A 24,939-nucleotide genomic window follows, 5' to 3' on the forward strand; every position below is an offset into this window, starting at 1 on the left:
GTGGCCGCGCGGCCGGCGGGCTCCGTCCCCACCGGTGCCGCGGCGCTCGCCGCGGCCCCTCCCTGCCGGGTGCTCGACCGGCTGCTCAGCCGGCCTGCGCCTCGCCGTCGCGCTCGGCCACGAAGCGGTCGCGGGCCACGTCGCCCAGGTCCGGGGCGTCGGTGAAGATGCCGTCGACGCCGGCCTCGAAGTAGACCTGCGCCAGGTCCAGGACGCGGCCGAAGTCGGCCGGGTCCTCGCCCAGGCGGTAGTCCACCGGCAGGAACTGGTTCTCCGGGCGCAGGGTGTAGGGCACCACCGTCAGGCCGGCGGCGTGCGCGTCGTCGACCAGGCGGGTCTCCTCGCCCAGGGTGCCGTCCTCCTCCAGCGCCACGACCTGGTCCAGCGACGGGCCGATGGAGTCCACGTACCGGGCCAGGTCGCGCAGCGCCGAGGGCACCAGCAGGTCCGCGTACTGGCGCGGGTCGCCCGCGGCGACCAGGTCCGCCGGGGCGCCGGAGGAGGAGGTCAGGAACACCGAGTCCGCGCGCAGGCCCAGCTCCGTGCGCAGCTCGACGAGGTTCGTCAGCTCGAAGGACTGCACGGTGGCGCCCGAGCCCGGGCGGTTCAGCCGGTGCTCCTCCAGCGCCCGCACCACGCCCTCCTCCATGGACAGCCCGATGGAGTCGAAGTACGTCGAGTGCTTGATCTCGGGGATGACCCCGATGTTCCGGCGCAGCTCGCGCGAGAGGCGCTCGCGCTCGTCGAGCACCTCCTCGAAGGTGGGCACCTCGAAGGCGCCGTCGAAGACGGTGCTCTCCTGGCGCAGCTCCGGCAGGCGCTCCACGGCGCGCAGCGTCTTCAGCTCCGCGAGGGTGAAGTCCTCGGTGAACCAGCCGGTCAGCTCCACGCCGTCGATCACCTTCGTCGTCCGCCGGTCGGCGAACTCCGGGCGCTCGGCGACGTCCGTGGTGCCGGAGATCTCGTTCTCGTGGCGCACCACGAGCACGCCGTCCCTGGTGGAGACCAGGTCCGGCTCGATGACGTCGGCGCCCGTGCGCGCGGCCAGCTCGTACGAGGCCAGGGTGTGCTCGGGGCGGTAGGCGGAGGCGCCGCGGTGCCCGACCACCAGCGGGGCCGTGGCCTGCGGCTGCCAGTGGTGGTGCCCGGGCCAGTGCCCGCGGCCCTGCGGGGCGCCGGTCGAGGCGGTGGCGGTCAGGGGGGTCAGGAGCGTGGCGGCGGCCAGGGTGGCGGCGGCGACGGTGCGCGGTCTCACGCCGCGGAGTCTGGACACCCCACCGCTACTGCACAAGGACCGCACAGCGAACGTGGGGTGACGGGTGGTCGACGGAGCGGGTGCGCCGCGGGCCGGTGCCAGGACTCCAGCGGCTCGCGCGCCCTCCGGTGCTCGTGCTCGCGCCGATGCGTGAGGAGGCCCGCCGGCCGTAGCTCGGCGCGGAAGCGCGCCGCCACCGCGCGCAACGATCCACTGCCGGTGCGCCCACGTCGTGGGGCGTAAGGGGGCGTCTTCGTCGTGCGCCCCGATGGCACCGGCCCGAGGGGTGAACTTGTTCGCCCGGACGGTGGACACAGTGCTCCATTCCCCTCACTCACCGTCGACAGTAGGGGTCGAGTCGTGGGCGGCTTGCTCGACGAGCGCACGAGGTCCCGTCCACGCCCGTTAGATTCGTCCTACCCCTGACCGCACGAAAGACGTCCGGGCTGCACCGCTGCACCTCGTCGCGAGCGGTGTCGCAGCCGGGCTGGACCTGGAGACTTCGTGACCACACCCGGCCGCCCCACCGAGCGTGCCGATGACCCCGGTGCCGCACGCGTCGCGGTGGTCGTCGCCTCCAAGGGGCGACCCGCCATCCTCGCGGAGCTGATCGACAGCCTGCAGGAGCAGACCAGGGGCGACTTCACCCTGGTCCTGTCCGTCCCGGACACCGACAGCCTGCCGTCGCAGATTCCCGCGAACACCCGGGTCGTGCACGACCTCGGCTCGTCGGCCCAGCGCAACGCGGGCCTGGACGCCGTGCCGGACGCCACCCACGTCTTCTTCTTCGACGACGACGCCGTCGTGCGGGAGGACTACCTCGAGCGGGGCATGGCCTTCTTTGCGCAGCACCCGGAGGTCGTCGCCTTCACCGGCAGGGTCCTGCTCGACGGTGCCGTGGGGGACGCGATCCCCCAGGAGCGGGCGCTGGCCGCGCTGGCGTCGTCGCTGGCCGAGCCGGTCACGGAAAGGTGGCGACAGGGCCGGGAGCTGTACGGTTGCAACTTCGCCTACCGCCGCACCGTCGCCCCGCAGGAGCGCTTCGACGAGCGCCTGCCGCTGTACGGCTGGCTCGAGGACCACGACTTCGCCCGCCGCCTGATGCGCTACGGGGTCGTCGCGCGGGTCGACGACTGCGTCGTGGTGCACCGCGGAGTGAAGTCCGGTGGACGCACGGCCCACGAGCGGCTCGGCTACTCGCAGGTGATGAACCCGTGCTACCTGATGCGCAAGGGCAGCTTCCCGCTGTGGCTCGTCGCCAACGAGGCCGGCCGGCGCGTGGCGATGAACGTCGTGAAGTCCACCGTGCACCAGGAGCGAGCGTGGAGGAGGCGACGACTGCGGGGCAACGTGCGAGCCCTCGCTGACGTCGCGCGGGGCCGATTCACGCCCGAGCGCATCCTCGACATCCCGGTGGAGTCGTGAAGCGCCTCAGCGTCGTCATCGCCAACTACAACTACGCGGCCTACGTCGGTCAGGCCATCGACAGCGCCCTGGCGTTGAGCTGGGACGACGTGGAGGTCGTGGTCGTCGACGACGGTTCGACCGACGTCTCGCGCGACGTCATCAGCGGCTACGGCTCCCGCGTCCGGGCGCTGTTCACCGAGAACGGTGGTCAGCGCGTCGCCGTCAACCGCGGGTTCGCGGAGAGCACGGGTGACGTCGTGGTCTTCCTGGACGCTGACGACGTGCTGCCGCCGGACCTGCCGGTGCATCTGGCGCGCGCGTGGCGGGACGGCGTCAGCAAGGTGCAGTTCCGCATGCAGCGCATCGACAGGATCGGAGTTGCCATCGGCACGCCCTTCCCGGCCTACGACCCGGTGCCTTCACCTGCCGACGTGCGCCGCTGGGCCACGACGACCACGGCCTACCCCACACCGCCCGCCTCGGGCAACGCCTACGCGCGCGACTTCCTGGAGCGCATTTTCCCGCTCGGCCCGGAGCTGGGGGACTTCGCCGACTCGGGGTGCCTCGCTGCTGCCCCCTTCCTCGGAGATGTCGTCACAGTCCCGGAAGTAGTCGTCGGCTACCGGCAGCACGGCGCGAACGACAGCAACCTCCTCGTGGACGACACCCGGTTCACCCGCGAAGTGGTGCGTGCCAGGGCGCGGTGGCGCTTCGCCCGCGACGTCGCTGGTGCGGGGGGCGAAGGCCACGTCGACGAGGCTCCCCTGCGCCGAAGTCGGGAGCTCCTACAGTTCCGCGTCGCTGCGGAGCGGGTCTCGCCCGCGGCTGCAGGCCTGCCAGGTGACGGGCGTCCGCGCCAGCTCCTGGACGTCCTGCGCTCGCCCCTGCAGCCCGGACCGGAGTCATGGCGAGACCGTGTGGTCATCGCTGGTTGGTGCGCAAGCGTCCTGCTCGCACCCCGGCCGGCCGTCCGCCGACTCCTCGAGCTCCGCTGGGGTCGGCGACAGCCGGTACAAGCAGATGCTCAGGTATAAACGCGAATCCAGTCGACGTACAGATCCGTCCTGCCCGCGGTTGCTGAAAGGTCGACGGGCCAATCGCCCCCCAGCGCCAAGTTCACCATGAAGAAGAACGGCTCGTCGTAGCGGCCAAGCTTGCCGTGCAGGTCGGCCACCTGCACACCATCGATGAAGAATAGGGCCCCGCCAGGTACGATTCTCATGCCATAGGTGTGCCAGTTCGTCGTCCAGTCCGAGAAGCCGTTATCGCCGAGGCATCTGCCTTCGCCGCGCTGGCCTCCTTCGAACGTCGGGTCGTAGTGGTGGATGGTGTGGCAGCTGCCGGCAGGATTGTGCCCGTACAGCTCCACGGCATCGGCCTCACCGACCACCGCGTTGTCCCGCGTCGCACTCCGCGTATTCAACGTCCAGAAAGCGGGCCAGGAGCCCCGTCCGGGCGCGCCAGTCATGCGTGCCTCGAAGTACCCGTACTGCGCTGCGAAGCCTCCGGCACCGACGCGCAACGAGGAGAGCATGCCGCCCACGCTTGATTGTCCCTGCTGTGCTGCCGCGGTGCGCCCGGCTGTGGATTCCGCGCGAAGCCGCAGGTAGCCGTCCACCGTCGCCACGGTACCCGCACCCGAGGCTGGGTCGGCGAAGGCGGCCTCTCCGAAGCTCTCCGCGCCGGACGCCGTCGGCTTGGCCGCGGCGTACAACGCGCCTTCGCCAGTTGCGGACACCGAGACTGGTCCATTAAACTCTTCGCTCCATTGCGGCGTCAAGCCTCGGGGGGCGAAGGTGGGGGATGAGGTCATGCGCCCTCCGCGGTGGAACAGTTGGAGGGGCACGGCAGCGGAGGCGCCGGTGCCCTCGGCCTGCAGCAGGATCGTGATGGGCCCGCGCGGTACGTCGGCAGTGTCCAGCGTCAGCACTGCGCGCCCGTTCGAGCCGGCAGTGCCCTCGGCCAGCAGTTGCATGGTCGGTACGGCGGAAGCGCCCGGCGTGACGGGACCAGCCGCCTCGACGACCGTGCCGGGGCTGGCGGCGACGACCACGGTCGTGCGGCCGGACACGGCGGCACCCGGCCCGGGGCACACGAGCTCTAGAGGCTCCTGCGGCCACGGGATAGGACCTGCTGGCCCTGCGTCCGCGCAGTCCACTGCCGGTGGGTCCACCGCGTAGTCGCTGCTGGTTGTGGACCACCGGGGTGGGGTCGTGCCTGGTCCGTAGATTTGGAATTCACGCAAGCCCGCGTCAGCATTGGGCGCTGAGCGAGCCAGATCTAGGCGCGCCCAGCGGACCACTCGAGGCGCGAAGCCAATCGTCGTCGGCTGCGAACCCCCGCTCTCGACACCTGAGACGACCACCTCGCTCCCGTCGTCGAAGCGGAGCACACCGCTCAGCATGACTGGACCTACCTGCTCGATCCCTGAAGGCGCTGCCGAAGGACCGAGCACCTGGACGCTGGACACCTCTACCGGCCGGCTCCACCGTGCCCGCACCCACGGAGAGGGGTCGAAGGCGTCGGCCAGCCACTCCCCACCCGTCGTACTGGTCGCTGCGTCACCGTCCTGGAGCACCCCGGCGCCCGGCTCCAAGCCGCTGGAAGCGTCCAGGCGCGCGAGCTCCCCGGCCGGGAGCGCATCGACCAAGGGTCCGCCGTCGTCGACGGCCAGCGCGGCCAAGGCGATCGACTTCGCCCCGGGAGCCGCCTCGGCGACAGTGATGCGCACCCGTGAGGTGCGGCGCTCCGGGAAGGTGACCATCGCATTCCCCTCCGGACCCGCTGTCACCAGCAGCGAGGACCCATCGTCGAAGCCCAGCAGTACCGAGCGCGGCGCACGGTCGCCGCTGCCGGCAGCGTAGAGCTGCACGCGGTTCACACGAGTCGGGCGCGTCCAGTCGAGTGACAGCCATGCGCCCACGGTCTCGCTATCACTGGCCCACGCCACGGGACGCTCAGCCGAAGGAGAGTCCGGTGAGCGCCTGAGCAGCTCGTCCGGGCGGGTCCCGGCAGCGCTTGAAGAGGCAGACACGGCTACGCGGGTGGTCGAGCGGAAGAGAAGGACAGTGGTGCTGCCGGCTGCCAGCAGTACGGCGATGACCGCGGCCGCGAGCCACCGCTTCTTCGCCGCGCGCATGTCTGCTGGTCCCTCCGGGTTGTTCGCACCTCAAGGAACATCCAGTGCGACGTACTATCGCACGACAACTACAGGCGGCGTCCACGGGCGCTCGGAGCGCCTAGACCTCGGAGGCACGGATCACCACGCTAACGCTGCTCACGGTGGTCGTCGTGCTTCTGGGCGTCTTGCACCCGAAGGGCTACGGCCTCGCCCTGGCACTAGGAGGTGCGACTCCGATCGGTGCTGCTCTCGTGCTAGGAGCCGTCGCGCTGCCCACGTTCTACGCCGTCGCTGTCGGCGCGGCCGTAGGGATCGTCTTGCGCCACCTGCAGCGCGTGCGGTGGAGCCCGGGGGTAGTGCTCGCCCCGGTGCCTGGGGCGCGGCCGCTGGTACTGCTCGTCGTGGTGGGAGTGCTTGTCACCCTCATCGCCCCGATGGTCTTCGACGGCCTGCCGGTGCTGTCACCGGGCGGGGAAGGCAACCGGCTTATGGCGGGCGTGTTGACAAAGTCCAACATCGCCCAGATCGTCTACGTCATCCTCAGCGTCTGCGTCGTGGTATTCCTGGCGCGCTCAAAGTCGATCGGTCCAGAGGTCGTGGGGATCGCGGCCATCACCACGACCACGCTTTCCCTGTGGGCGTGGACGCACCAGGTCGCCGGCGTGCCCTTCCCGGAGGGGCTCTTCGACAACTCCCCGGCCTTCACGTTCCAGAACACCTTCCCCGGGGGTGCTCCACGCGTGCGCGGCATCTTGTCGGAACCCGCCGGCCTTGCGGCGTCCTCGCTGATCACTATCGCGTACACCGCGTCGCGGCTGCGCTCGGTACAGGGCTTGCGGCGGCTGCTACTACTGCTTGCGCTGGCGGCCGCGGTATTGCTGGGGTGCGTGTCCACCTCCGCGACGTTCTTCGTCGCCGGGGTTGCCCTCGCGGCCATCGCTCTGGCGGTGGCTGCTTCCCGGTTCGTGCTGAACGGCGGGTCGCTCAGCCGCTCCACCACCCTCATTGTATGCACCGCGGCCATTGCTGCGCTCTGGCTCCTGCCGTGGTCGGCGAACTTCATTGGTGCCATCGTGGACGAGAAGGTGGGCTCCAACTCCTACGACGACCGCTCCGGTTCCGACGCATTCTCGCTCACCCTGCTCGTGGACACGCTGGGGCTGGGCACGGGGCTGGGGTCGAACCGCGCGTCGTCCTTCGCTGCATCCCTGTTGAGCACCGTGGGCATTATCGGCGCGCTGCTGCTGGCGACCGCGATCTGGGTTCTCGTGCGCGACACCTGGCCGGTTCCACTGGTGCGGCCGGTGACGTGGGCGCTGATCGCTCAACTGCTGGTCAAGGTCATTTCCGGTCCGGACCTCGCCGACACCAGTGGCATCCTGTGGCTATCGCTGGGCGTCCTCGCCCACGCCGCCACAGCGGCACGCGCTCGGGCTGCGCTGGCTCCCGATGCTCCCTTCCTGAAGACCCCGACGACCCGAGGATCAGCTAGTGACGTTGCGTGAATACCTCCAACTCCTCCGTCGGGGCTGGCTGCTCGTCATCCTGTTGATGCTGCTGGGCGTCGGTGCGGCTAATGTACGGACCCTCCTCACAACGCCGACCTACACGTCCACGGCCTCCATTCTCGTCTCCTTGCGCAGCGAGACTGCGGCTGAGCTACAGCAGGCGAACTCCCTAGCTCTCGACCGGGTAGCGACGTACGCCAGCCTTGCCACATCCGACGTGACCCTGCAGGCGGCCGCCGTGGCCAGCGGAGCGAGCGTCCTGGACCTCAGGAATAGCGTCTCATCGGCTTCGCGCGAGGGGCAGGCCTTCATCGATATCACGGCGGCCGCCGACACAGCGGAGGCTGCTCGGTCGCGGGCGCAGGGCGTGGCGGAGGCACTCAGCCGGCAGGCGCCGGCTACCGACACGTCCGGGCCGAATCAGGCACTAGTGCTCGACGTCGTCACGCCCGCCGTGCTCCCTGACGCCCCGGTCAGCCCGCGTCCGCGCAATAACCTGTTCTTCGGTGCGGTGATCGGGCTGGCTCTCGGGGTGGGAGCGGTGGTCGTGCTGAACTCGCTGGACAACCGCATACGGAGCGTCTTCGACCTGCCGCGCGGTCTGCAGTTGGCCACGGTGACGTCGCTGCCCGCCTCGAGGGCTCGAGGATCGCGCTCTACTACCGGTGACGTCCGGCTTGAGTACTTCCGACACCTCCGTGCCAACCTTCAGTTCGGCACCCGGACCGGTGGGGTGATCGCTGTGGCGGGTGTGACGTCTGTCTCTAAGGCAGGTGAGGTCGCCTCCCAGCTCGCCACAGTGCTGGGAGAGATCGACCTGGCGGTGGTGGTCGTCGATGCGGACCTGCGCCCGCCCGCCGGGCGTCATGCAGAGTCCGGCCCAGGCGCGCAGGGGCCAGGCGTCGCCGACGTCCTGGCGGGCCGGGCGACAGCGGAGGAGGTGCTGAGGTCCAGCGGCAACCGCGGCGTCTGGTCGGTTGCCGCAGGGGCGGTCGAGGCCTCCTCTGCCCAGCGTGTGAGCACGGCGCCCATGCGTGAGCTGCTGGCGACGCTGCAGGAGCGCTTCGACTACGTGCTCATCTCCTGCCCCCCAGTGGTCGAGCGCTCCGAGGCGTCGGTCGTCGCCGCGCTGAGCAGCAGTAGCCTGCTGGTTGTGGAGTCGGGCGCGACCACGCGCCCCGAGCTCCTCTACGCCGTCGAGCTGCTCGACGGCGTTGGGGCGAGCGCGGTGAGCGTGGCGCTGGACCACGTCCGGGGGACCGACCTGGGGCGCACGTCGGCACCCCGCCGCGACACGGCGGGAAAGCTCGATGGCGCCCGCTGAGACCACCGGCAGCGCCTGGCGCCTGCGGCGGACGTTGATTCTGACCACCGCCGCGAGCGCCGTCGGCCCCTTGGCCGGCTTGGCGACGGCTCCCATCCTCGCTCACTCTCTGGGGGTCACCGGGCGCGGGCAGTTCTCTGCAGCGCTGGCGCCGGGGCTCATCGTGGCGAGCCTGGCTTCCTTCGGGTTGCCGGACGCGCTCACCTACCACCTCGCCAGGCGGCGCTCGCAGACGCTGCAGACGCTGGGCCGGTCGGTGCTGCTGACGACGGCCATCGCACTGCCGCTCATCGCCCTCGTGGCCGTGCTTGCGCCGGTGCTGTCCCAGGGGGATGAGGCGCTGGGTCGGCTCATCATCATCGCGGCGGCGCTTTGCCTGCCAGGGGTCTACCTCGGGCTCGTGCGAGGGGTGGCCGTTGGACAGCAGATGTGGCGCGCTATCACCGCGGAGAAGCTCGTCGTCGGGATCGGCAGGCTGATCCTGCTCGCTACGCTCGCCTTGCTGGGCCACTTGACGGCGCTGGTCGCCGTGCTCGTCTCCTGCCTCGTCCCCGTCGCCACCGCCGGCTTGTACTGGCGCGTATTCGTTCCGGGGCGGGATCAGGAGCCGAGCTCGGTACCGGAGGAGGGGCTCTTCCGCTCACTCGTGGCCTTCGGGGCGCGTGCCTGGGCAGGCTCAGTGGCGGTGATGGTGCTCAGCAAGATCAATCCGGTGTTGCTCACACCCCTCGCGTCCGTCGAGCAGGTGGGCCTGCTGGCCGTCGCCATCACGATCGCCGACGTGCCCTACATCTTCACTACCTCGGTCCGCGACGTCCTGTTCGGCGTGGGCAGCGCCACCGCGGACGTCGAGCGGTTGGCGCAGGTGGGCAGGTTGACGCTGCTGCTCTCGCTCCTCGGCTCAGCTGCCGTGGGTGCCACGCTGCCGTTCTGGATTGGCCCGCTTTTCGGCGACAGCTTCACCGCGGCCATTCCGACCACGCTCATCCTCCTGGCCAGCCAGGTATTCTCTGTGCCCGGCCTCATGCTGGGGGCGGCGGCCGCCTCGCTCGGCCGGCCGGGCCTGCGCTCGTCGGCGCAGGCGCTCGCCCTTGTCGTCAACGTAGCGGGCCTGCTCGCCTTCGCCGGGCACTTTGGTGCGCTGGGCGCCGCTTTCGCCAGCGTCCTGGACACCACTGCCGTGTTGCTCCTTTCAAGCGTCATGGTGCGCCGAATCCCGCAGGTCCGCGTCAGGGACTTCGTGCTCGTCCGGGGCGCTGACGTCCGCTTCCTTTGGAGCCACCTGTGGGACGCGGCGGGGAGGTTCCGGCGCCGGTGAACCAAAGACAGCGGGGTCACACGGCCACTGCCCCGCCGACCACATTGTCCATGAACAGGACGGGAGACCCTCGATGAACGCGCCCCTCTGCGTCGTCATCTGCACCCACAACCGCGCTCCGGCGGCCGTCGCGGCCGTTGAACGCCTGCTGGCTGGAGACCCCGCTGCGCCTCTGCTCGTCGTGGACAGCGCGTCCTCTGCCGAGCACGCGGCGGCGCTGGAACGGTTTGCAGCGGCGCACTCGAGCGTTCGGCTCGTGCGCTGCGCCGAGCCGGGGCTGGCGATCGCCAGGAACACCGGTGTCCGGGAGGCCGGTGCTGAGTGGGTGGCATTCGTTGACGATGATATCGCTGTGGCGGACGACTGGTGGGAATCGGCACGCCGGGCGGTCATTGGTGCCGCGGCCGACGTCGGCGTCATCGGCGGGCGGATCCTGCCACGCTGGCCCGGTGCTCGCCCGCAGTACGTGGGATGGAGATGGCTGATGTTCCTGTCCTGCATCGAGGACATAGAGCGGCCCTTCAAGAACGGCATTCAAGAGGCGTACGGAGGCAACTTCCTGCTGCGCTCGGCCGCGTGGCGGGATGCAGGTGGTTACCCCGAGAACCTGGGTCGTATCGGTGACGTGCTCCTGAGCGGGGAGGACAACCGCCTCCAGTACGCGGTCCACGAGAGCGGGTGGCGGGTCGTGTTCGACGCCTCCCTCGTGGTCGAGCATCTCATCCCCCAAGAACGGTTGACGCGTGGCTGGATCAGGCGCCGCTCTTACTGGGGCGGCGTGTCCGAGGTCGTCGGTGAACCGACGACCGGCCCGCTGCCGGCCCGCCTGCATCCACTCAAGGCGCTCGGTTCCTTCCTCGTGCTGCGCGCGGCGTCCCTGGTTTCGGACCCGAAGTCCGACCGCTACATCCGGGCGCACTACGCCCGCGGCGTCCTGGTGGCGCGCCTGCGGCGGAGCCGGTGGAACCTCACGCCCTCCTGAGCGGTCTTGTCGGCCCGCTCTGCGCCGAGTACGCCGCAGTGCCGTCCGGTACATGCGTTCGTCGTCGTCCGTGACGCACTGGACGGTGAAGCGCCTGCTCCCCCTCGCTCTGCCGGCGCCGTAGGGCGAGATTTCGTGGTCCGCGAGGAGTGTGCGCAGCGCCGCCGCGACCTCCGGGTTGGAGGGGGACGCCAGCAGGTCGGACCGTCCGTTGTCCAGCACCTTAAGACCTCATTGCAGAACTTGATCCAAGGCTCTGGCGTGTCGCGCTGAGCCAAGCGCAGCCTGGTCGGCATGGCCACCGACGCCCTCGTTCGGCCTCGTCAGTTGATCACCGATGAGCTGTGGGAGCTGCTCGCCCCGCTCATCCCGCCGCCGCCACCGGCACCGCGTAGGCGCACGGGGCGTCCACGGCGCGAGGACCCGGGCGGTGATCGAGGGTATCGTCTTCGTGCTGAGCACCGGCATCGGCTGGGCCAAGTCCCCCGCACGCGGGAGGTGCCCCCAGCCGCTCGAGCTGGGGTACGGCTCGGGTTGGACGTGCTGGCGATGGTTGCGCCAGTGGCAGGACGTCGGCGTGTGGGACGAGCTGCACGGCGTCGTGCTGGACCGGCTGGGGCAGCAGGGCCTGCTGGACTGGTCTCGGACCAGCGCCGACTCCGTCAGCGTCCGGGCGAAAAAGGGGTGAGCTGACGGGCCCGAACCCCACGGACGGAGCGAAGTTGGGCACGAAGTACCACCTGCTGGTCACCGCCGACGGGCTGCCGATCAACGTCGTGCTCTCCGGCGCCAATCGGCACGACTCGCTGTTCCTGGCACCGCTGCTCGACAGACAGCGCTCGGTCAAGGGCACCGGTCGCGGCCGGCCTCGGCGCGGCCCGCTCAAGCTGCACGCGGACAAGGGCTACGACAACCGCCGAGTTCGCGCCTACCTGCGCCGGCGGGGCATCGCGGCGCGCATCGCCCGCATCGACGTAGAGTCCAGCCAGCGCCTGGGCCAGTACCGCTGGGTGGTCGAGCGCACGATCAGCTGGCTGCTGAGCTACAAGCGTCTGGCGCTGCGCTACGACACCAGCAGCACCACGATCACTGCGTTGGCCTGCCTGGCGGTGACGCTCATCTGCGTTCGGCGACTACCCGCCAGGAACTAATGCAACGGCTTGTAAATACACCGCCGACCGTGGTGCCCACAGAGGTGCAGTCCTCCGCGCGCGCCTCGATGGTCATCGGCGGGCGCAGGGCCGCCAACCAGGCAGACAAACGCGTCCACGGCGTCCAGCGGATAGCGCGGAGTTCATGTGGAGCCCAGGAAGCGGACGGAGTGTCTAACACCGAGTTCGGTGGCGAGGTGCTCCTGGTCGGAGGCCCATCCGGCGGTGTTGAGGTGCCACTGCGGCAGCACGCGGGCAAACGCCCGGACGCTGTCGTCGGCGGCTGGGCGACCGATCAGCGCGCAAGTGCTGTCCTATACACCTGCTCGTAGTCGTCCGCCATCCGCTGGACCGTGAATCGCTCACTGCCCGCTGCGGCCTTGGCTCGCCAGCGCGCCAGCGTCTGAGGGTCTTCCAACAGTTGACGGAAGGCCGCGGCCATGGCAGGCGGGTCGGAGGGCGGTACGAGCAGGCCCGCGCGCCCTTGGTCGAGCACTTCTGGAATCCCGCCGACGTTCGTTGCGACGACGGCGCAGCCCGCCGCACGCGCTTCGGCAATGTTCAAGCCAAAGGGTTCCGCCAGCGACCCTGACGCGAGTACGTCAGCCCTGTCGAGCAGGTGGCGCGGAGCGAGCGTGGCGCCCACGAAGTGCACGGACGACTCGACACCCAGCTCCTCGGTGAGTCGCATGAGCTTCGCGCGGTCGGGCCCCCAGCCTACGACGTTCAGGTGCCATTGGGGGAACTCCGGTTGCACGAGAGCGAAGGCTCGAACGACATCATCTACGGCTTTGCGGGGGTGCAGACCGGAAAGGGTCATGATGCATGGAGTCGCGAGGGAGTCGAAGTCTCCCTTGGGCAACTCCTCGCGCGGTGAGCCGTCGGCCCCATTGAGCACCGCCATCGTCTTGCGGGCTGAGAAGCCGCGCTCGACCAGAGATTTACGCTCCGCTGCGCTGACGGCCACGACGACGTCGCCCAGACGCATGAGAGAGGAGTGGGGTTCGAAAGAGTTGTGGACCGTCGTCACCAGCAGTGCACCCGTCAGCTTGGCGATGGGATAGCTGAGAACGGCGGAGCTCATCATGTGGGCGTGAACCACATCAGGTCGTTCACGCCGAGCCACCCGCAGCAGGTCCCACATGCTTCGCGCCGCAGCACGCTTCCCCGTCGCTTCCGTGACGCGCTCCACCTGCACTCCGTGCGCTTGGAGCAGGTCGTCGAAGGCGCCGGGCCCGCTGGCGAACACGACGTGATGGCCCGCAGCGGCCTGGGCACACGCGAGGTCTACGGCGACGTGCACGTGCCCGTTGAGTTCTTGAGCGTGCTTGAGTACGTGCATGACCCTCATGGTCGAGTGGTCTCCTACTTCTCGTGGTTGGCGGTGCACGGCGTCGACAAGCGCCGGCTCGGCGCATTACAGATTCCCAGTATGGCCCTCCCCGGCTCGTGCCGACTATCTGCTGGCACCTCGCGCGCGGGGGCGCGACCGGACGTCGATCGACGGCGCCCGACCCTGCACTGGTTGGCGTGTGGAGGCCGCGAAGGCCCGATCAACTCGCTCCGCTGACGGCTCGGCGATAAAGACTCTCCAACTTCTCTACGTGTTCCATCAGCGTGAACCGCTGCTGCTGGAGCGTGCGTAGCTCTGCACCGTAGGCGGCTCGCCGGTCCGCGTCGACGGCAAGCTTCGACAACTCCTCAGCCACTGAGCGTGGGTCCTTGGGGGTGAACAGTGCAGCTGCAGGAAGGGAGCCCACCGTCTCCAAGTGTCCCCCGGACCCGGCGGCCAGAACCGGCAGGGCGTGGGCGGCCGCCTCTAGCACAGTTAAGCCGAAAGGCTCGGCAGGGGCCGTCGCGAGCAGGATTCCCGCTGTCTCGTACAGGGATTCCATGTCGTCGACCCACTCCAAGAAGTCCACGTGGTCTGCGATGCCGAGCTGGTGGGACAGCTGCTCGAGCAGTACGCGTTCATCACCCCTGCCAGCGATCAGCAGGCGCCAACCATTCCGGGCTAGACTGCTGAGGGCAAAGCCCTCGAGCCCCACGGACGTGTCCTTCTCGGCGGACAGTCGCTGAGCGATCAGGACCGTTCGGTCTCTCGCGATTCGATGGGCGGGAACGTCGGCGACTCCGTTCAACAGAACTTCGTCCGGACGCCCGTCTGGCAAGGCGTCAGCGGTGAACCGGCTGACAGCGATTTCGGCGCGCAAGGTGGCTCGAACGGGTCGTGCCGCGAGCCGCGCAAAGCGAGTGTACCCGCGAGCTGCGTTGATGTGTCGGGTTGAGACACGAGCGGCGCGTGACCACGGAGCAGCGGCGAACGCGGCGAAGTCAGCCTTCGTGATGTGGCTGTGGACGACATCGACGCGTCCTGCCGCCCGTAGCGTCGTAAACGCTTCTGTAAGCGTGGCACCGGGCGCCCAGTGCACCGTGGTGGGAAGGCGATCACGCATCGCCGCGGGATCTCCGCCGGCGACGAGGACTTCGTGCCCTCGCGCTGCGAGCACGGTGCTCACGTCGACTGCGTAGCGTTCCAGCCCCGAGAACGTGTCGGTGGTCAGGACATGGATGATGCGCATGCGATGCTCTTCCTCATTCGCTGCTCACAAGGGTGGGTGACGTCATCGTGTCATCCACCTGGTGCACGCCGAGTGGGTGATCGGGGTGTTGTAGGACCTGTACACAAATCGTCATAATGGAGAGGTTCCTGTGCTGGCGCGGGCCTGCCCATATCTCATGCGGCCAGCCGTGCGAATCTAGTAGCTCTGACAGGACGATATGGATCACGGTCTCCGTGGCCACATCGCCCTACGACGGCTGCGTCGAGCTAGGTCACCGGTGGGCGTCTAAGCCAGAGGCTTCCATGGCATGCAGTCCGAGGCCCTGGGCAAGGCTAGGTGCGGGCACCAGCGCAGTGTTCTCTTAACGCCAGTGCAGCATGCCGTTCTCCACTTCCTTTAGGTGCATCACGTGACCCGAGGCGGACCACGGGAAGCAGTGGAGCCCGTACGAGCTCTTCTCCCGTACGTGAGGACCCGCCGAGTGCACCGTCCGCACCTGCAAGCGCTGTTCCACCGTCCTCGGCCCTAATCGCCTTCAGCCATCGCCTCAGTGAGAGAGCATCGCTAGAAGCTCCGTCAAACTCGAGTTTTGACACCGGTCGGAGTGCATGTGCTGACCGGGTAAGTGATCGAGAACCGGTGTGCTTGGCGGGTGAGGACGAGTATCCTTCCGTGGATCTTGGGTGCTTCATAGCTTCCTCTCGCTCCAACGCACGATTGTAGGACTCGAGGTGGGCGGCCCGGGGAGGACGTTCTGCGCCGTCAAGACAGCGGTGGCTGCTGAGAGCCGTGCGAATCGGGGGAAGTCCCGCTGTCGCAGGCTGCCCAGCGTTCGCTGCAAACTCCGGAACGTCCGGCGTGCCTGGAGTTGGCGCCACGCCACGGTGGCGTTCCGTCGCTGCTCTTCAGAGTTCTCTGTGGACTCCCACGTCTTGCGCCGCACTTGATCCAGTGCCACTACATGCTCAACGGTTCTGCGTGTCATCTGAGCGCCGTGCTTGCGATAGTGCGCCACGAGCACGTCCAGTGCGACGTAGTGCCCATGCCGCATTGCGCGTAGGTAGTAGTCCCAGTCCTCGAGCTGAGCCAAGCGCTCGTCGAAAAACCCCACAGCATCGACGACCGAACGGCGGTGCAAGCCGACGGCGGGCGGGTAGAGGGGACTCACCACGACCGCCTCGGCGAAGGTCAGCGGTTCCGTAGCCGTGACGGGCTGCAGGCGCCGTCCGGACACCCTGCGCCGATCACGCTGGGCGGCCGCGTGCTGACCGGGAAGCAGGGGGTTGCCCAGCGCGTCAATGTTCTCGGCCAGCCCGTAAGACCCGGCGGCCGTCTCATCTTCTCGCAGGGCGCGCACCAGCACCTCGAGCGCATCTGGTGTCCATGTGTCGTCCGAGTCGAGAAACGCGACATACGAGGAATCGCTGGACATGGCCCGCAGGCCGGTATTGCGCGCCGCGGACAGTCCTCGGTTCTCCTGCCGGACCATGCGCATCCTGGCATCGCGCTCGACGACCCTGAGCGCTCTGTCGCCCGAACCGTCGGTGCTTCCGTCGTCGATGACGATGCACTCCCAGTTCTGGTGGGTCTGAGTGAGCACTGATGTCAGCGCGGTCTCTACGAAGTCAGCGACGTTGTACACCGGGACAATGATGGACACTAGTGGTGGCATATTTTCCATCAGTGGCTCCTCTGGTGCAGATGGAACTGCTTTGGGGCAGCTATCTCGCCCGGGGTGCCCTGGACACCGGTTGACTCACCGGTGTCGGTGATGTGGACGTGTCCATCGCCTATGTGAGCGTGCTCGAACATGTGCATGATCCGCACGGTCTTTGACCTCTCGTTCCTCACGCGTCGTGATGTCGTCGATGCCCAGTGCCCGCGCAGAGTGCGGGCGGCACTCGTCGGCGCTCAGGCGGTTGGCTCCCGCGTGGTCGACTCCTGTGTCAGCGTTGCACAACGCCGGTGCGATCCTGCGACATGACGTGGTCGACTGTCTCGGCGGCCACGTCATCCCATGTGCGCCGAGTCCGCTCGGTGGGACGTCGACCCTTGGAGTCGTCCTCGCGACGCTCGCCGAGGTGCCTCAAGGCGAGGCTTGCCCACGCCGCGGTGTCCTCGGCCGGCAGGTGCTCGACTCCTAGTCCACTCGCCTCCACGAGGGCTGGATCGAGCGAGGTCACCAGCGGAGCTCCCAGGTCGAGGGCTTCGACGGCGGGCAGGCCGAACCCCTCCGCCAGGCTCGGCGCGAGCACCAGTGCGGTGTTCTCGTAGCACCAGCGAAGCACGCCATCACCCACGCTGGTCAGCTGTACCACGTTCCCCGTATCGACCAGGTAGGCGTAGTGAGGCCCGTAGGACTCTTCGCCCCAGGCGGGAGGACCCACCAGCACCAGCACGGCGTCTGGTCGGTGCTTCGCGACCTCGTGCCACGCGGATACCGCCGTGGCGACGTTCTTACGGGGCTGACTGTCTCCTACGACGAGCGCGAAGGGACGGCCCACGACCGCCTCGACGGGGACCGAAGGCGCCTTTAGCAGTGCTGGGCTCGTCGCCAGGGGCACAACGGCCGTACGACCAGCGAGCCGCGGCGACCACTCCACCACCCGGCGCTGCGTCGCGGCGCTGACGCACACCAGCACGTCGGCCTGCCGCAGCGAGGCCGCGTACGGCCGGCGCAGCAGGTGCCGCTTGGGCCCCGGGAAGTCCTGCGGGCGGTCGAAGAGCAGCATGTCGTGGACCGTCAGCACCGAGCGGGCCGCGACGTTCCGCGGCAGGAGGTGCTTGGTCCCCTGGACGACGTCGAAACCGCGCAGGCGGCGACCCATCAGGTAGCGCTCCACGGCCGGTACGAGCGCGCCGGGTGCGTTCGGCACGGTGACGATCCGCCCGTGGCACCCCAGCAGGTCCGCGAGGGGGCCTGCCGCCTCGCGGGAGGTGAGCAGGTGCAGTTCGACGTCGTCCCGGCGCTCCAGGGCCCGGGCGAGTTCCACGGTGTAGCGGACGATGCCGCCGAGGCTGCCGCTGGGCGGGACGTGGCTGGCCATGAGCAGCCAGCGGACGGGGCTCACCCGCCGGCCCGCGTCAGCACCTGCGTCGTGGTGCGGAGGATGATCTTGATGTCGAGCCACAGGGACCAGTTCTCGATGTAGTAGTTGTCGAACTGCGCGCGGTCCTCGATGGAGGTGTCGCCGCGCAGGCCGTTGACCTGGGCCCAGCCGGTCAGGCCGCTGGGGACGCGGTGCCGCCACGTGTAGCGCGGGATCAGGCCGCTGAACTCGTCGACGAAGTGCGGGCGCTCCGGGCGGGGGCCGACGATGCTCATGTCACCGCGGAGGATGTTCCACAGCTGCGGCAGCTCGTCCAGTGAGGTCTGCCGCAGGAAGCGGCCCACCGGGCCGAGCCGGTCGTCGTGCTTGATGTTCCAGTTCGTCGCCGACTCGGTATCGTCCACCGGCTTGAGCGAGCGGAACTTCAGCACGTCGAAACCCCGGCCGTCGAGACCGACGCGCTCCTGCCGGAAGATGATCCCCGGGCCGCCCTCCCAGCGCACCGCTGCTGCGCAGACCGCCATCACGGGGGAGAGCAGGACCAGCGCGGCGGCCGAGAAGAGCACGTCGAAGGCGCGCTTGACGCGCCACGCGGGGGTGCGGAACGGCGCACGACGCACGCGCACCAGCGGGATGCCCCGCAGGGCGTCGGTGTCGCTGGTGGTGGGGTGCACCTCGTACAGGCGCGGCACGATGATGATCTCGCAGCGCAGCCGGTCGCACGTCCGCAGGACCTCGATGAGGTCCGCCTCGCGCATCGCGCCGAACGCGACGATGACCACCCTGACGCTGAAGTCCTGGATCTGCGTGGCGAGCTGGTCGTACCCGCTGAGCACGGGGGCGGGCAGGCTCTCGCCCTCGGCGAGGCGCGGGCTGGAGTCGACGAAACCGACGGGGTCCAGGCCGTGCTCCGGGTGCTGGCGCAGCACGTGCCCGATGCGGATGCCCAGGTGCCCGGCGCCGAGGATGAGGGCGGTGTGCCGCACCCGGCCGGTCCGGCGGGCCCAGCGCATCGTCGAGTACGCGACCCGGCGGGCCAGCAGGACGGCGAGCGCGAGCGCGCAGGCCTGCACGAGCAGAGTGCCCCGCGGTGCCGTGCCCGGCAGCAGCCCGTTCAGGGCGATCTGGGTGCCGACGGCGGCCAGGACGCCGCCCAGCAGGCGGGGGGCGTCGTCGAGGAGCGAGACGGACACCCGCGACCGGTAGAGCCCTCCGGCGTGCAGGCACAGCACCATCACGGCCAGGACCGCCACGTCGACCGCGTCGACGTGCCACGGCACCACGCGCGAGAGGGCGAACGCGCTCACGTCCGCTGCCAGCAGGTACGGGGGAGCGGACCTCCGCAGCAGCGGCGGCCGAAGCCGCGCCGGCTCGAAGCCGAGCCCCTCCTCCCCGTCGAGACCGCGTCCCCGCGGTCCCGGGACGTGTGCTGCGGACGAGGCCCGGTGCGTCACGCCCTCTGCGGTTGCGCCGGCCGGCGGTTGCGCGTCGGTCGGCACGCCGCCCCACGACGGGCTCACCTGGTCCTCGGTCTTCACGGTCTGCGGCCGCACGAGCCCCCCACTTCTTCACGACTCGTTGAAAGGGGTACCACGGCGCGTGCACTCCCGCCGAGGCTCTGGCGCGAACAGCACTCGCGCAGCTCAGCCGTTACCGAAGTGTTACACAGTTCTCTGCGCAGAGTGCTAAAGACCTCACTCTGCGCATCGATGTGTGTGGGCATGCTGGTGAGCAGGAGCACGACCCGCGAAGGTGCGCCGTCCGACCGCTCGAGCGCTGCGCTCCCGAGCGGACCGTCCGCGTGGCGGCCCCGGCGCGGTCCGCTGGCGGCACTGCTGGGCGCCGCCCTCGTCGTGGTGGGGACCTTGTCGCCCACGGGGGGCGCCGCCGAGGCCGCGGGGACGACCCCGTCCACGGTGACCGCGTCGAGCAGCCTGGCGGGGACCGCTCCGGCCAACCTGCTCGACGGTTCCTTCTCCGCCGGTGTCGGTGGTCAGCAGTGGACGGCTGCAGCCGGTGACGCCGCCCCCTGGGTGCGGCTGGGGTGGTCGTCCCCCCGCCGCATCGCCAGCGTGCAGGTGCTCGGGCCGGCGCAAGCAGCGTCCACGTCCACGGCTCCCGGAGCCGTGGACCTGCACGGCCGGCTGCGCTTCTCCGACGGCAGCAGCGTCGTCGTGTCCGGCATCGCCGGCGGCGGGAACGACCCGACGACCATCGCCTTCGCCCCCCGCGAGGTGACGGCCGTGCGCCTGGAGCTCGAGCGCACCGAACCGGGCGCCGTCCTCGGCCTGCGCGAGTTCGCCGCCTACGACGCCGGCACGACGCCCCCGAAGTGGCCGTACTCGGCGACCGGCTACTCCACGACACCCGCCGCTGCGCAGTGCGGCGCCACCTCCCCCGCGGTGGCCCCGCGTCCCGCGAACGGGTTGGCGCTCGTGTGCCCTGCTCCCGGGTCCGTCGTGGGGAGCACGGCGACCGTCGTGGTCTGGGCGCCTCCGGGAACCTCCGTCACCGCCCGCGGCTGGCGCCTCGACAAGGGCACGCCCGGGGTGGGGTCGATGTACTGGGCAGGAGCCGCTCGCGCCGGTGCGGACGGCCGGGCGGTGATCACCGTCAACACGCAAGCCCTGCCCAAGGGCCCCACGGCGCTCAAGGTCTCCAGGACGGACGGCACCGGTGCCCCGCTGTACGTGCAGGTGGTCAACGGTTCCGGCCGTTCCGTGCCGACCCCGGCCACCGTCCCGGCGGGCATGGGCCTGCGGTACTCCGACGACTTCAGCGCCCCGTTGTCCGTGGACTGGTACGGCAGCGGTGCCGCCTACGCGGCCACCAAGCCCGAGCCCTTCGGGGACTCCGAGTTCGGCATGGCCGCCTTCGTCGACCCGGCGGTCGGCACCGGCACCATGGCCACCATCCCCGGCGGCTACCTGCGACTGCGTGCTGAGCCCATCGCCGGCCGCAAGGCGTGGGCCGACTGGGGCCAGAAGCACTTCGGCGGCCTGCTCTCCTCCGCCCGGATCGGCGGTGGCGGCTTCAGCGCTCAGTACGGCTACTTCGAGGCCAGGATGCTCGGTGCGCCCGGGCCCGGCGCCTGGCCGGCCTTCTGGATGCTCAACACCGAGAACGCCACCCCACGCTTCGGCGGGAAGGCGGCGGAGGTCGACGCGGTCGAGCTGTACGGCCACGACACCGCCGGCAGCTGCCACCTCGCGCACTCCTGGGGGACGACGCCCAGCCCGATCAAGGGTGGGAGCTGCCTCAAGGCGGTGCAGCCGGCGGACTGGGCGGCGTCCTGGCACACCTACGGCGCCCGGATCACGCCGGGCGGCGCGACCTTCTACGTCGACGGCGTCGAGGTCACCCGGGTGACCGGGCTCACGCACACAGAGGAGCCGTTCTTCTTCCTGCTCAACCTGGCGCTGAGCCACGACTGGCCCATCGACCTCTCCCGCACCGGTGAGACCACGGACCTCTACGTCGACTGGGTGCGCGTCTACACCTGACCGGCGCGGCCGTCACCGGCCGCCGAGCACGCCGTCCACGACACCGGCCATCGCCGCGCGGAAGCGGGCGCGTGAGAAGCCCTCGGCGTGCGAGCGCACGGTCGCCGCGTCGTAGGCGCCCGGGTCGAAGCCGCGCAGGTGCTCGGCCCAGGAGGCCACCTCGTCACCGCCCGGGGGGACCAGCACACCGGTCCTCCCGGGCACGACCGTGTCCAGGGTGCCGCCGGCACCGATCGCGACCACGGGCGCGCCGCACGCCTGCGCCTCGACGGGGATGATCCCGAAGTCCTCCACGCCGGGCATGAGCAGCGCCCGGCAGCGGCGGTACAGGTCGCGCAGGCCCTCGTCGTCCACGCGGCCCACGAAGCGCGTGCTCGGCCCGGCGACCGCCTCCAGCTGGGCGCGCATCCGGCCGTCCCCGGCCACCACGAGGGGCACGCCGGCGCGCTCGGCGGCGCGCACGGCCAGGTCGGGGCGCTTGTACGGCACCAGCCGGCCCGCGATGAGGAAGAAGTCCTCGCGCGGCACGTCCGCGGGGGCGTAGAACTCCGTGTCGACCGGCGGGTGCACCACGGTCGAGGGCCGTCCCCACCACCGCTCGATGCGCTCGGCGACCGCCGAGGAGTTGGCCACGAGCGTGTGGACCCGCTGGGCCGCGGCCCGGTCGAGGGGCTTGTAGGCCGCCGAGAACGCCGCCAGGCCGGCGGCACCCACCCGTCCCGCCTCACCCGCGCGCATCGAGGGGTCCCACACCCAGCGCGCCGGCGTGTGCACGTACGCCACCACGGGCGCGGTCGCGCGCGCCGCCACCTGCACGGCGAACGCGTGGTGCGAGGCGACGACGACGTCGGCCGGCGGCAGCGGCATGGTCCGCACCGCCACCGGCAGCGCCGGCAGCAGGTGCGCGTACGTCGTGCCCCGCAGCAGGCGGCTCAGCGCCGTGGAGCGCACCCGCGGCTCCAGGTCCGCCGGCAGCACCCCGGGGCGGGCGACGGGGGCGAGCACCGGGGCGTCGGGCCACTCGCGCGCCAGCTGCTCCACCACGGCCTCGGACCCGGCGTACTCGGTGAACCGCTCGTGCACGAGGACGACGCGGGGACGTGCGCTCAACGCTGGATCCTCTCGGTCTGGCCGCCGCGGACGCGGCCCGGAGGGCAGAACCTACCCACCGGGAGGACCGGGGGAGGGGCTGCCCGGCGATCGTGGTCCAGCTGGGTGCCCCCGGCAGGATTCGAACCTGCGACACACGGTTTAGGAAACCGATGCTCTATCCCCTGAGCTACGGGGGCGCACCCGCGGGTGACGCCGCGGCCGCTGACGAGTCTAGCGGGCCGGGCGCGCGCCCCGTCGCCCCGCGCGGCCCGGGGCCCGGCCCCGCGGGGCCCGTTCCGTCCGACCAGGCCGAACTACGACGCTGTGTCGTGGACTTGTGTTGCGCCGCAGGCGAACGCAGGGCCACCGCGTGCGGGACGGGGCCGTGCGGGTGCCTACACTCAAGCCGCAAGACACGCCGACCGATGCCGTCTCTGGGTGTCGGGCCGAGTCGAGGTGGACTCCGACACCCGGCCGACGTCGTCTCCCGAGGAGCACTCCGGATGTCCGTTCAGACCCTCCGCACCGACGCGCGGCCGACCGTCCCCGGTCCCCGTCGTGCACCCCGCCACACCGCCGCGGTCGCCGCCATCGACGCCGCCCTCAGCGAGTCCGGCTGCATCCTGGTCGAGACCAGCGCCACCGACTCCGGCTGCACCATCGCCTTCTACGACGCCCGCTCCCTGAGCCGCGCCGTGGAGGTCATCGCCTCCGCCGCCGTGCGCACCGGCGACGACGCCCTCGCCTCCCGCGCCCGCCAGCACGGCGCCGGCGCCTGGCGCGTCACCGCCCAGCCGCAGTCCTGGGCCGGCCCCGAGGGCGACCCGCACGCCGCCGGCCAGCGCTCCTCCACCACCTGGCACCTGCAGGTGCCACTGGCGGACCTGGCGCCCGCCGCCTCGGCCCTGCTGGCCTGAGCCCGCCCGGAGCGCCCCCCGCGGGCGCCCCGGGCGCGGCCCTCACACCTCGATCTCGGCGAGCACCCGCGGCACCTCCGCGGGCAGCTCGCGGGCCAGGAAGCCCAGCCGGCCCACCGAGCTCGCCAGCCGGTCCCCGGCCCGCCCGTGCAGGTGGCACGCCCACACCGCCGCCTGCACCGGGTCCGCGCCCCGCGCGCACAGCCCCGTGACGATCCCCGCCAGCACGTCGCCGGAGCCCGAGACCCCCAGCCCCGCCCCGCCGGAGACGTCCAGCCACAGGCGCCCGTCCGGGGCGGCGATCCACGACTCGCCCCCGCCGGCGGCCACCGTGCACCGGCTGCGGCGCGCCAGCTCGCGCGCCGCGCCCGCCGTGTCGCGGGTGACCTCCTCCTCGTCGGCGCCCAGCACGATCGCCAGCTCGTTGAGGTTCGGCGTCAGCACCGCCGCGCCCCGCAGGTGGTGCAGGAACGTCGCGTCGCGCGTCACCGGCGCCAGGCCCAGCGCGTCCAGCACCACCGTCTGCTCCAGCGGCGGCACGAGCGCCTCCAGCAGCGCCACCACCGCCGGCTCGCCGATGGTGCCCACCCCCAGGCACACCGCGTGCGCGCCCGCGGCCAGCTCCGCCAGCTCCGAGCCCTGCGCCCCGCACGCCGGGTCGATCCCGCCGTCCGCGTTCTGCGCCAGCCCCAGCACCAGCGCCTCCGGCAGCGCCACCCCCAGCGCCGGCGCCGTCGAGGCCGTCGTCGCCACCTGCAGCTTGCCCGCGCCCGAGCGCAGCGCCGCCTCCGCCGCCAGCAGCACCGCGCCCGGGGTGCGGTCGCTGCCGCCCACCACGCAGGTGCGCCCGCGCGCCTCCTTGCCCACCCCCGGCGGCGGCAGCGGCCACCGCCGCAGCACCGCCGACGTCACCGTCACCGCGTCCCGCTCCGCACCGCTCACCGCGCCACCTCCCTCTGGTCGCCGGCGACGCGCTCGCCGCCCGCCTCCTCGCCCGGCTCGTGGTCGGCGGCGTCGTCGGTGACCCGCACGTCCGCCACCGCCGCGGTGTCCCCGGCCGCGCGCAGCGCCATGCCCCCGCCCGGCGCCGCCGCGTACGACGTCACCGAGCAGTTCGCCAGCGGCTCGCTCGCGTCCAGCGCCAGCACCGAGCGCTCGTCCAGGTCCTCCAGCACCAGCCGGAAGCCCATGAGCACCGCCTGGTGCGAGACCACCAGCACGTCCCGGCCCGCGTGCTCCTCGCGCAGCGAGGCCAGCACGCTGCGCACCCGCAGCGCCACGTCGCACCAGCTCTCCCCGCCCGGCGGGCGGTAGTAGAACTTGCCCAGCCGCGCCCGGCGCTCCGCCTCCTGCGGGAAGCGCGCGCGAACCCCCGCGCCGGTCAGCCCGTCCCACCAGCCGAGGTCCCGCTCGCGCAGCCGCTCGTCCGTGCGCGGGTCCGGCACCTGCCGGCCCTGGGAGCGCAGCCCCTCCACCACCGCCCCGGCCGTGCGCAGCGCCCGCTCGTACGGCGAGCACAGCACCACCTGCGGCAGCGCCGGCGCCTGCGGCGACGTGGCCATCCACGCGCCCACCGCCGCCGCCTGCCGCCGCCCCAGCTCCGACAGCGGCACGTCCGCGTCGCGCTCGGCCACCTCCACCACCTCCGCGGGGGGGGGGCGGGGGGGGGGGGGGGGGGGGGGGGGGGGGGGGGGGGGGGGGGGGGCCGGCCGCCCGGGGCGCCCCCCGCGCGCGGGGGGGGGGGGGG

18 protein-coding genes, 1 tRNA gene and 1 pseudogene are annotated in these 24,939 nt (G+C 71.0%); 9 read left to right on the plus strand and 11 right to left on the minus strand.

Annotated elements, in window-relative coordinates:
* Positions 1-85 precede the first annotated feature (85 nt).
* Entirely contained in the window at positions 86-1,255 is a 1,170-nt protein-coding gene (locus tag ACRYR7_RS14310; protein ID WP_432572780.1) for a glycerophosphodiester phosphodiesterase family protein, read from the minus strand.
* Positions 1,256-1,759: 504 nt separating this feature from the next.
* On the opposite strand from ACRYR7_RS14310, the gene ACRYR7_RS14315 reads away from it, so the two are divergent.
* On the plus strand, positions 1,760-2,680 hold the full coding sequence (locus tag ACRYR7_RS14315) for a glycosyltransferase family 2 protein (protein ID WP_432572781.1): 921 nt from the start codon (positions 1,760-1,762) through the stop codon (positions 2,678-2,680).
* The gene (locus ACRYR7_RS14320; RefSeq protein ID WP_432572782.1) at positions 2,677-3,696 is read left to right on the plus strand and encodes a glycosyltransferase family 2 protein; all 1,020 of its coding nucleotides are present in this window, start codon (positions 2,677-2,679) and stop codon (positions 3,694-3,696) included. The genes ACRYR7_RS14315 and ACRYR7_RS14320 overlap by 4 nt, the downstream gene beginning before the upstream one ends.
* Here ACRYR7_RS14320 and ACRYR7_RS14325 read toward each other — a convergent pair.
* Complete coding sequence (locus ACRYR7_RS14325) at positions 3,687-5,801, minus strand: glycoside hydrolase family 16 protein (protein ID WP_432572783.1); 2,115 nt, start codon at positions 5,799-5,801, stop codon at positions 3,687-3,689. The genes ACRYR7_RS14320 and ACRYR7_RS14325 overlap by 10 nt on opposite strands.
* A gap of 143 nt (positions 5,802-5,944) precedes the next feature.
* On the opposite strand from ACRYR7_RS14325, the gene ACRYR7_RS14330 reads away from it, so the two are divergent.
* From ACRYR7_RS14330 to ACRYR7_RS14350, 5 genes and pseudogenes are all read left to right on the plus strand, one after another.
* Positions 5,945-7,288 (plus strand): hypothetical protein, encoded by a 1,344-nt coding sequence (locus ACRYR7_RS14330; protein ID WP_432572784.1) that lies wholly within the window; start codon positions 5,945-5,947, stop codon positions 7,286-7,288.
* Complete coding sequence (locus ACRYR7_RS14335) at positions 7,275-8,615, plus strand: Wzz/FepE/Etk N-terminal domain-containing protein (protein ID WP_432572785.1); 1,341 nt, start codon at positions 7,275-7,277, stop codon at positions 8,613-8,615. Before ACRYR7_RS14330 ends, ACRYR7_RS14335 begins: the two co-directional genes overlap by 14 nt.
* On the plus strand, positions 8,602-9,933 hold the full coding sequence (locus ACRYR7_RS14340; protein WP_432572786.1) for a lipopolysaccharide biosynthesis protein: 1,332 nt from the start codon (positions 8,602-8,604) through the stop codon (positions 9,931-9,933). The genes ACRYR7_RS14335 and ACRYR7_RS14340 overlap by 14 nt, the downstream gene beginning before the upstream one ends.
* Before the next feature lie 73 nt (positions 9,934-10,006).
* Positions 10,007-10,915, plus strand: coding sequence for a glycosyltransferase family 2 protein (locus ACRYR7_RS14345; RefSeq protein ID WP_432572787.1), 909 nt, complete (start codon positions 10,007-10,009; stop codon positions 10,913-10,915).
* A gap of 294 nt (positions 10,916-11,209) precedes the next feature.
* Positions 11,210-12,066 (plus strand): annotated as a pseudogene (locus ACRYR7_RS14350) (IS5 family transposase).
* Positions 12,067-12,361: 295 nt separating this feature from the next.
* On the opposite strand, the gene ACRYR7_RS14355 reads toward ACRYR7_RS14350, so the two are convergent.
* From ACRYR7_RS14355 to ACRYR7_RS14375, 5 genes are all read right to left on the minus strand, one after another.
* Positions 12,362-13,408, minus strand: a complete 1,047-nt coding sequence (locus ACRYR7_RS14355) for a glycosyltransferase family 4 protein (RefSeq protein ID WP_432572788.1) — start codon at positions 13,406-13,408, stop codon at positions 12,362-12,364.
* 211 nt (positions 13,409-13,619) lie between these two features.
* Positions 13,620-14,648: a glycosyltransferase family 4 protein gene (locus tag ACRYR7_RS14360; RefSeq protein WP_432572789.1), complete on the minus strand. Its 1,029-nt coding sequence runs from the start codon at positions 14,646-14,648 to the stop codon at positions 13,620-13,622.
* 670 nt (positions 14,649-15,318) lie between these two features.
* On the minus strand, positions 15,319-16,311 hold the full coding sequence (locus ACRYR7_RS14365) for a glycosyltransferase family 2 protein (RefSeq protein WP_432572790.1): 993 nt from the start codon (positions 16,309-16,311) through the stop codon (positions 15,319-15,321).
* Between the two features lie 265 nt (positions 16,312-16,576).
* Positions 16,577-17,677 carry a glycosyltransferase gene (locus tag ACRYR7_RS14370; protein WP_432572791.1) on the minus strand — a complete coding sequence of 367 codons (1,101 nt, stop codon included), beginning with the start codon at positions 17,675-17,677 and terminating at the stop codon, positions 16,577-16,579.
* A gap of 20 nt (positions 17,678-17,697) precedes the next feature.
* Positions 17,698-18,987: a sugar transferase gene (locus ACRYR7_RS14375; RefSeq protein ID WP_432572792.1), complete on the minus strand. Its 1,290-nt coding sequence runs from the start codon at positions 18,985-18,987 to the stop codon at positions 17,698-17,700.
* A 609-nt stretch (positions 18,988-19,596) separates the two neighbouring features.
* Here ACRYR7_RS14375 and ACRYR7_RS14380 point away from each other — a divergent pair.
* Complete coding sequence (locus tag ACRYR7_RS14380) at positions 19,597-21,183, plus strand: glycoside hydrolase family 16 protein (protein WP_432572793.1); 1,587 nt, start codon at positions 19,597-19,599, stop codon at positions 21,181-21,183.
* A gap of 12 nt (positions 21,184-21,195) precedes the next feature.
* On the opposite strand, the gene ACRYR7_RS14385 is transcribed toward ACRYR7_RS14380, so the two are convergent.
* On the minus strand, positions 21,196-22,293 hold the full coding sequence (locus ACRYR7_RS14385; RefSeq protein ID WP_432572794.1) for a glycosyltransferase: 1,098 nt from the start codon (positions 22,291-22,293) through the stop codon (positions 21,196-21,198).
* 106 nt (positions 22,294-22,399) lie between these two features.
* Positions 22,400-22,472 (minus strand) — tRNA-Arg (locus ACRYR7_RS14390).
* A 306-nt stretch (positions 22,473-22,778) separates the two neighbouring features.
* Here ACRYR7_RS14390 and ACRYR7_RS14395 point away from each other — a divergent pair.
* Entirely contained in the window at positions 22,779-23,192 is a 414-nt protein-coding gene (locus tag ACRYR7_RS14395; RefSeq protein WP_432572795.1) for a hypothetical protein, read from the plus strand.
* Positions 23,193-23,234: 42 nt separating this feature from the next.
* Here ACRYR7_RS14395 and ACRYR7_RS14400 read toward each other — a convergent pair whose 3' ends face one another.
* Together ACRYR7_RS14400 and ACRYR7_RS14405 are read right to left on the minus strand one after the other, a co-directional pair.
* Positions 23,235-24,134 (minus strand): NAD(P)H-hydrate dehydratase, encoded by a 900-nt coding sequence (locus ACRYR7_RS14400; protein WP_432572796.1) that lies wholly within the window; start codon positions 24,132-24,134, stop codon positions 23,235-23,237.
* Positions 24,131-24,826: a histidine phosphatase family protein gene (locus ACRYR7_RS14405; RefSeq protein ID WP_432572797.1), complete on the minus strand. Its 696-nt coding sequence runs from the start codon at positions 24,824-24,826 to the stop codon at positions 24,131-24,133. The genes ACRYR7_RS14400 and ACRYR7_RS14405 overlap by 4 nt, the downstream gene beginning before the upstream one ends.
* Between the last annotated feature and the right edge of the window lie 113 nt (positions 24,827-24,939).

The sequence above is a fragment of the Kineococcus gurbantunggutensis genome, assembly GCF_050871925.1.
Taxonomy (GTDB): domain Bacteria; phylum Actinomycetota; class Actinomycetes; order Actinomycetales; family Kineococcaceae; genus Kineococcus.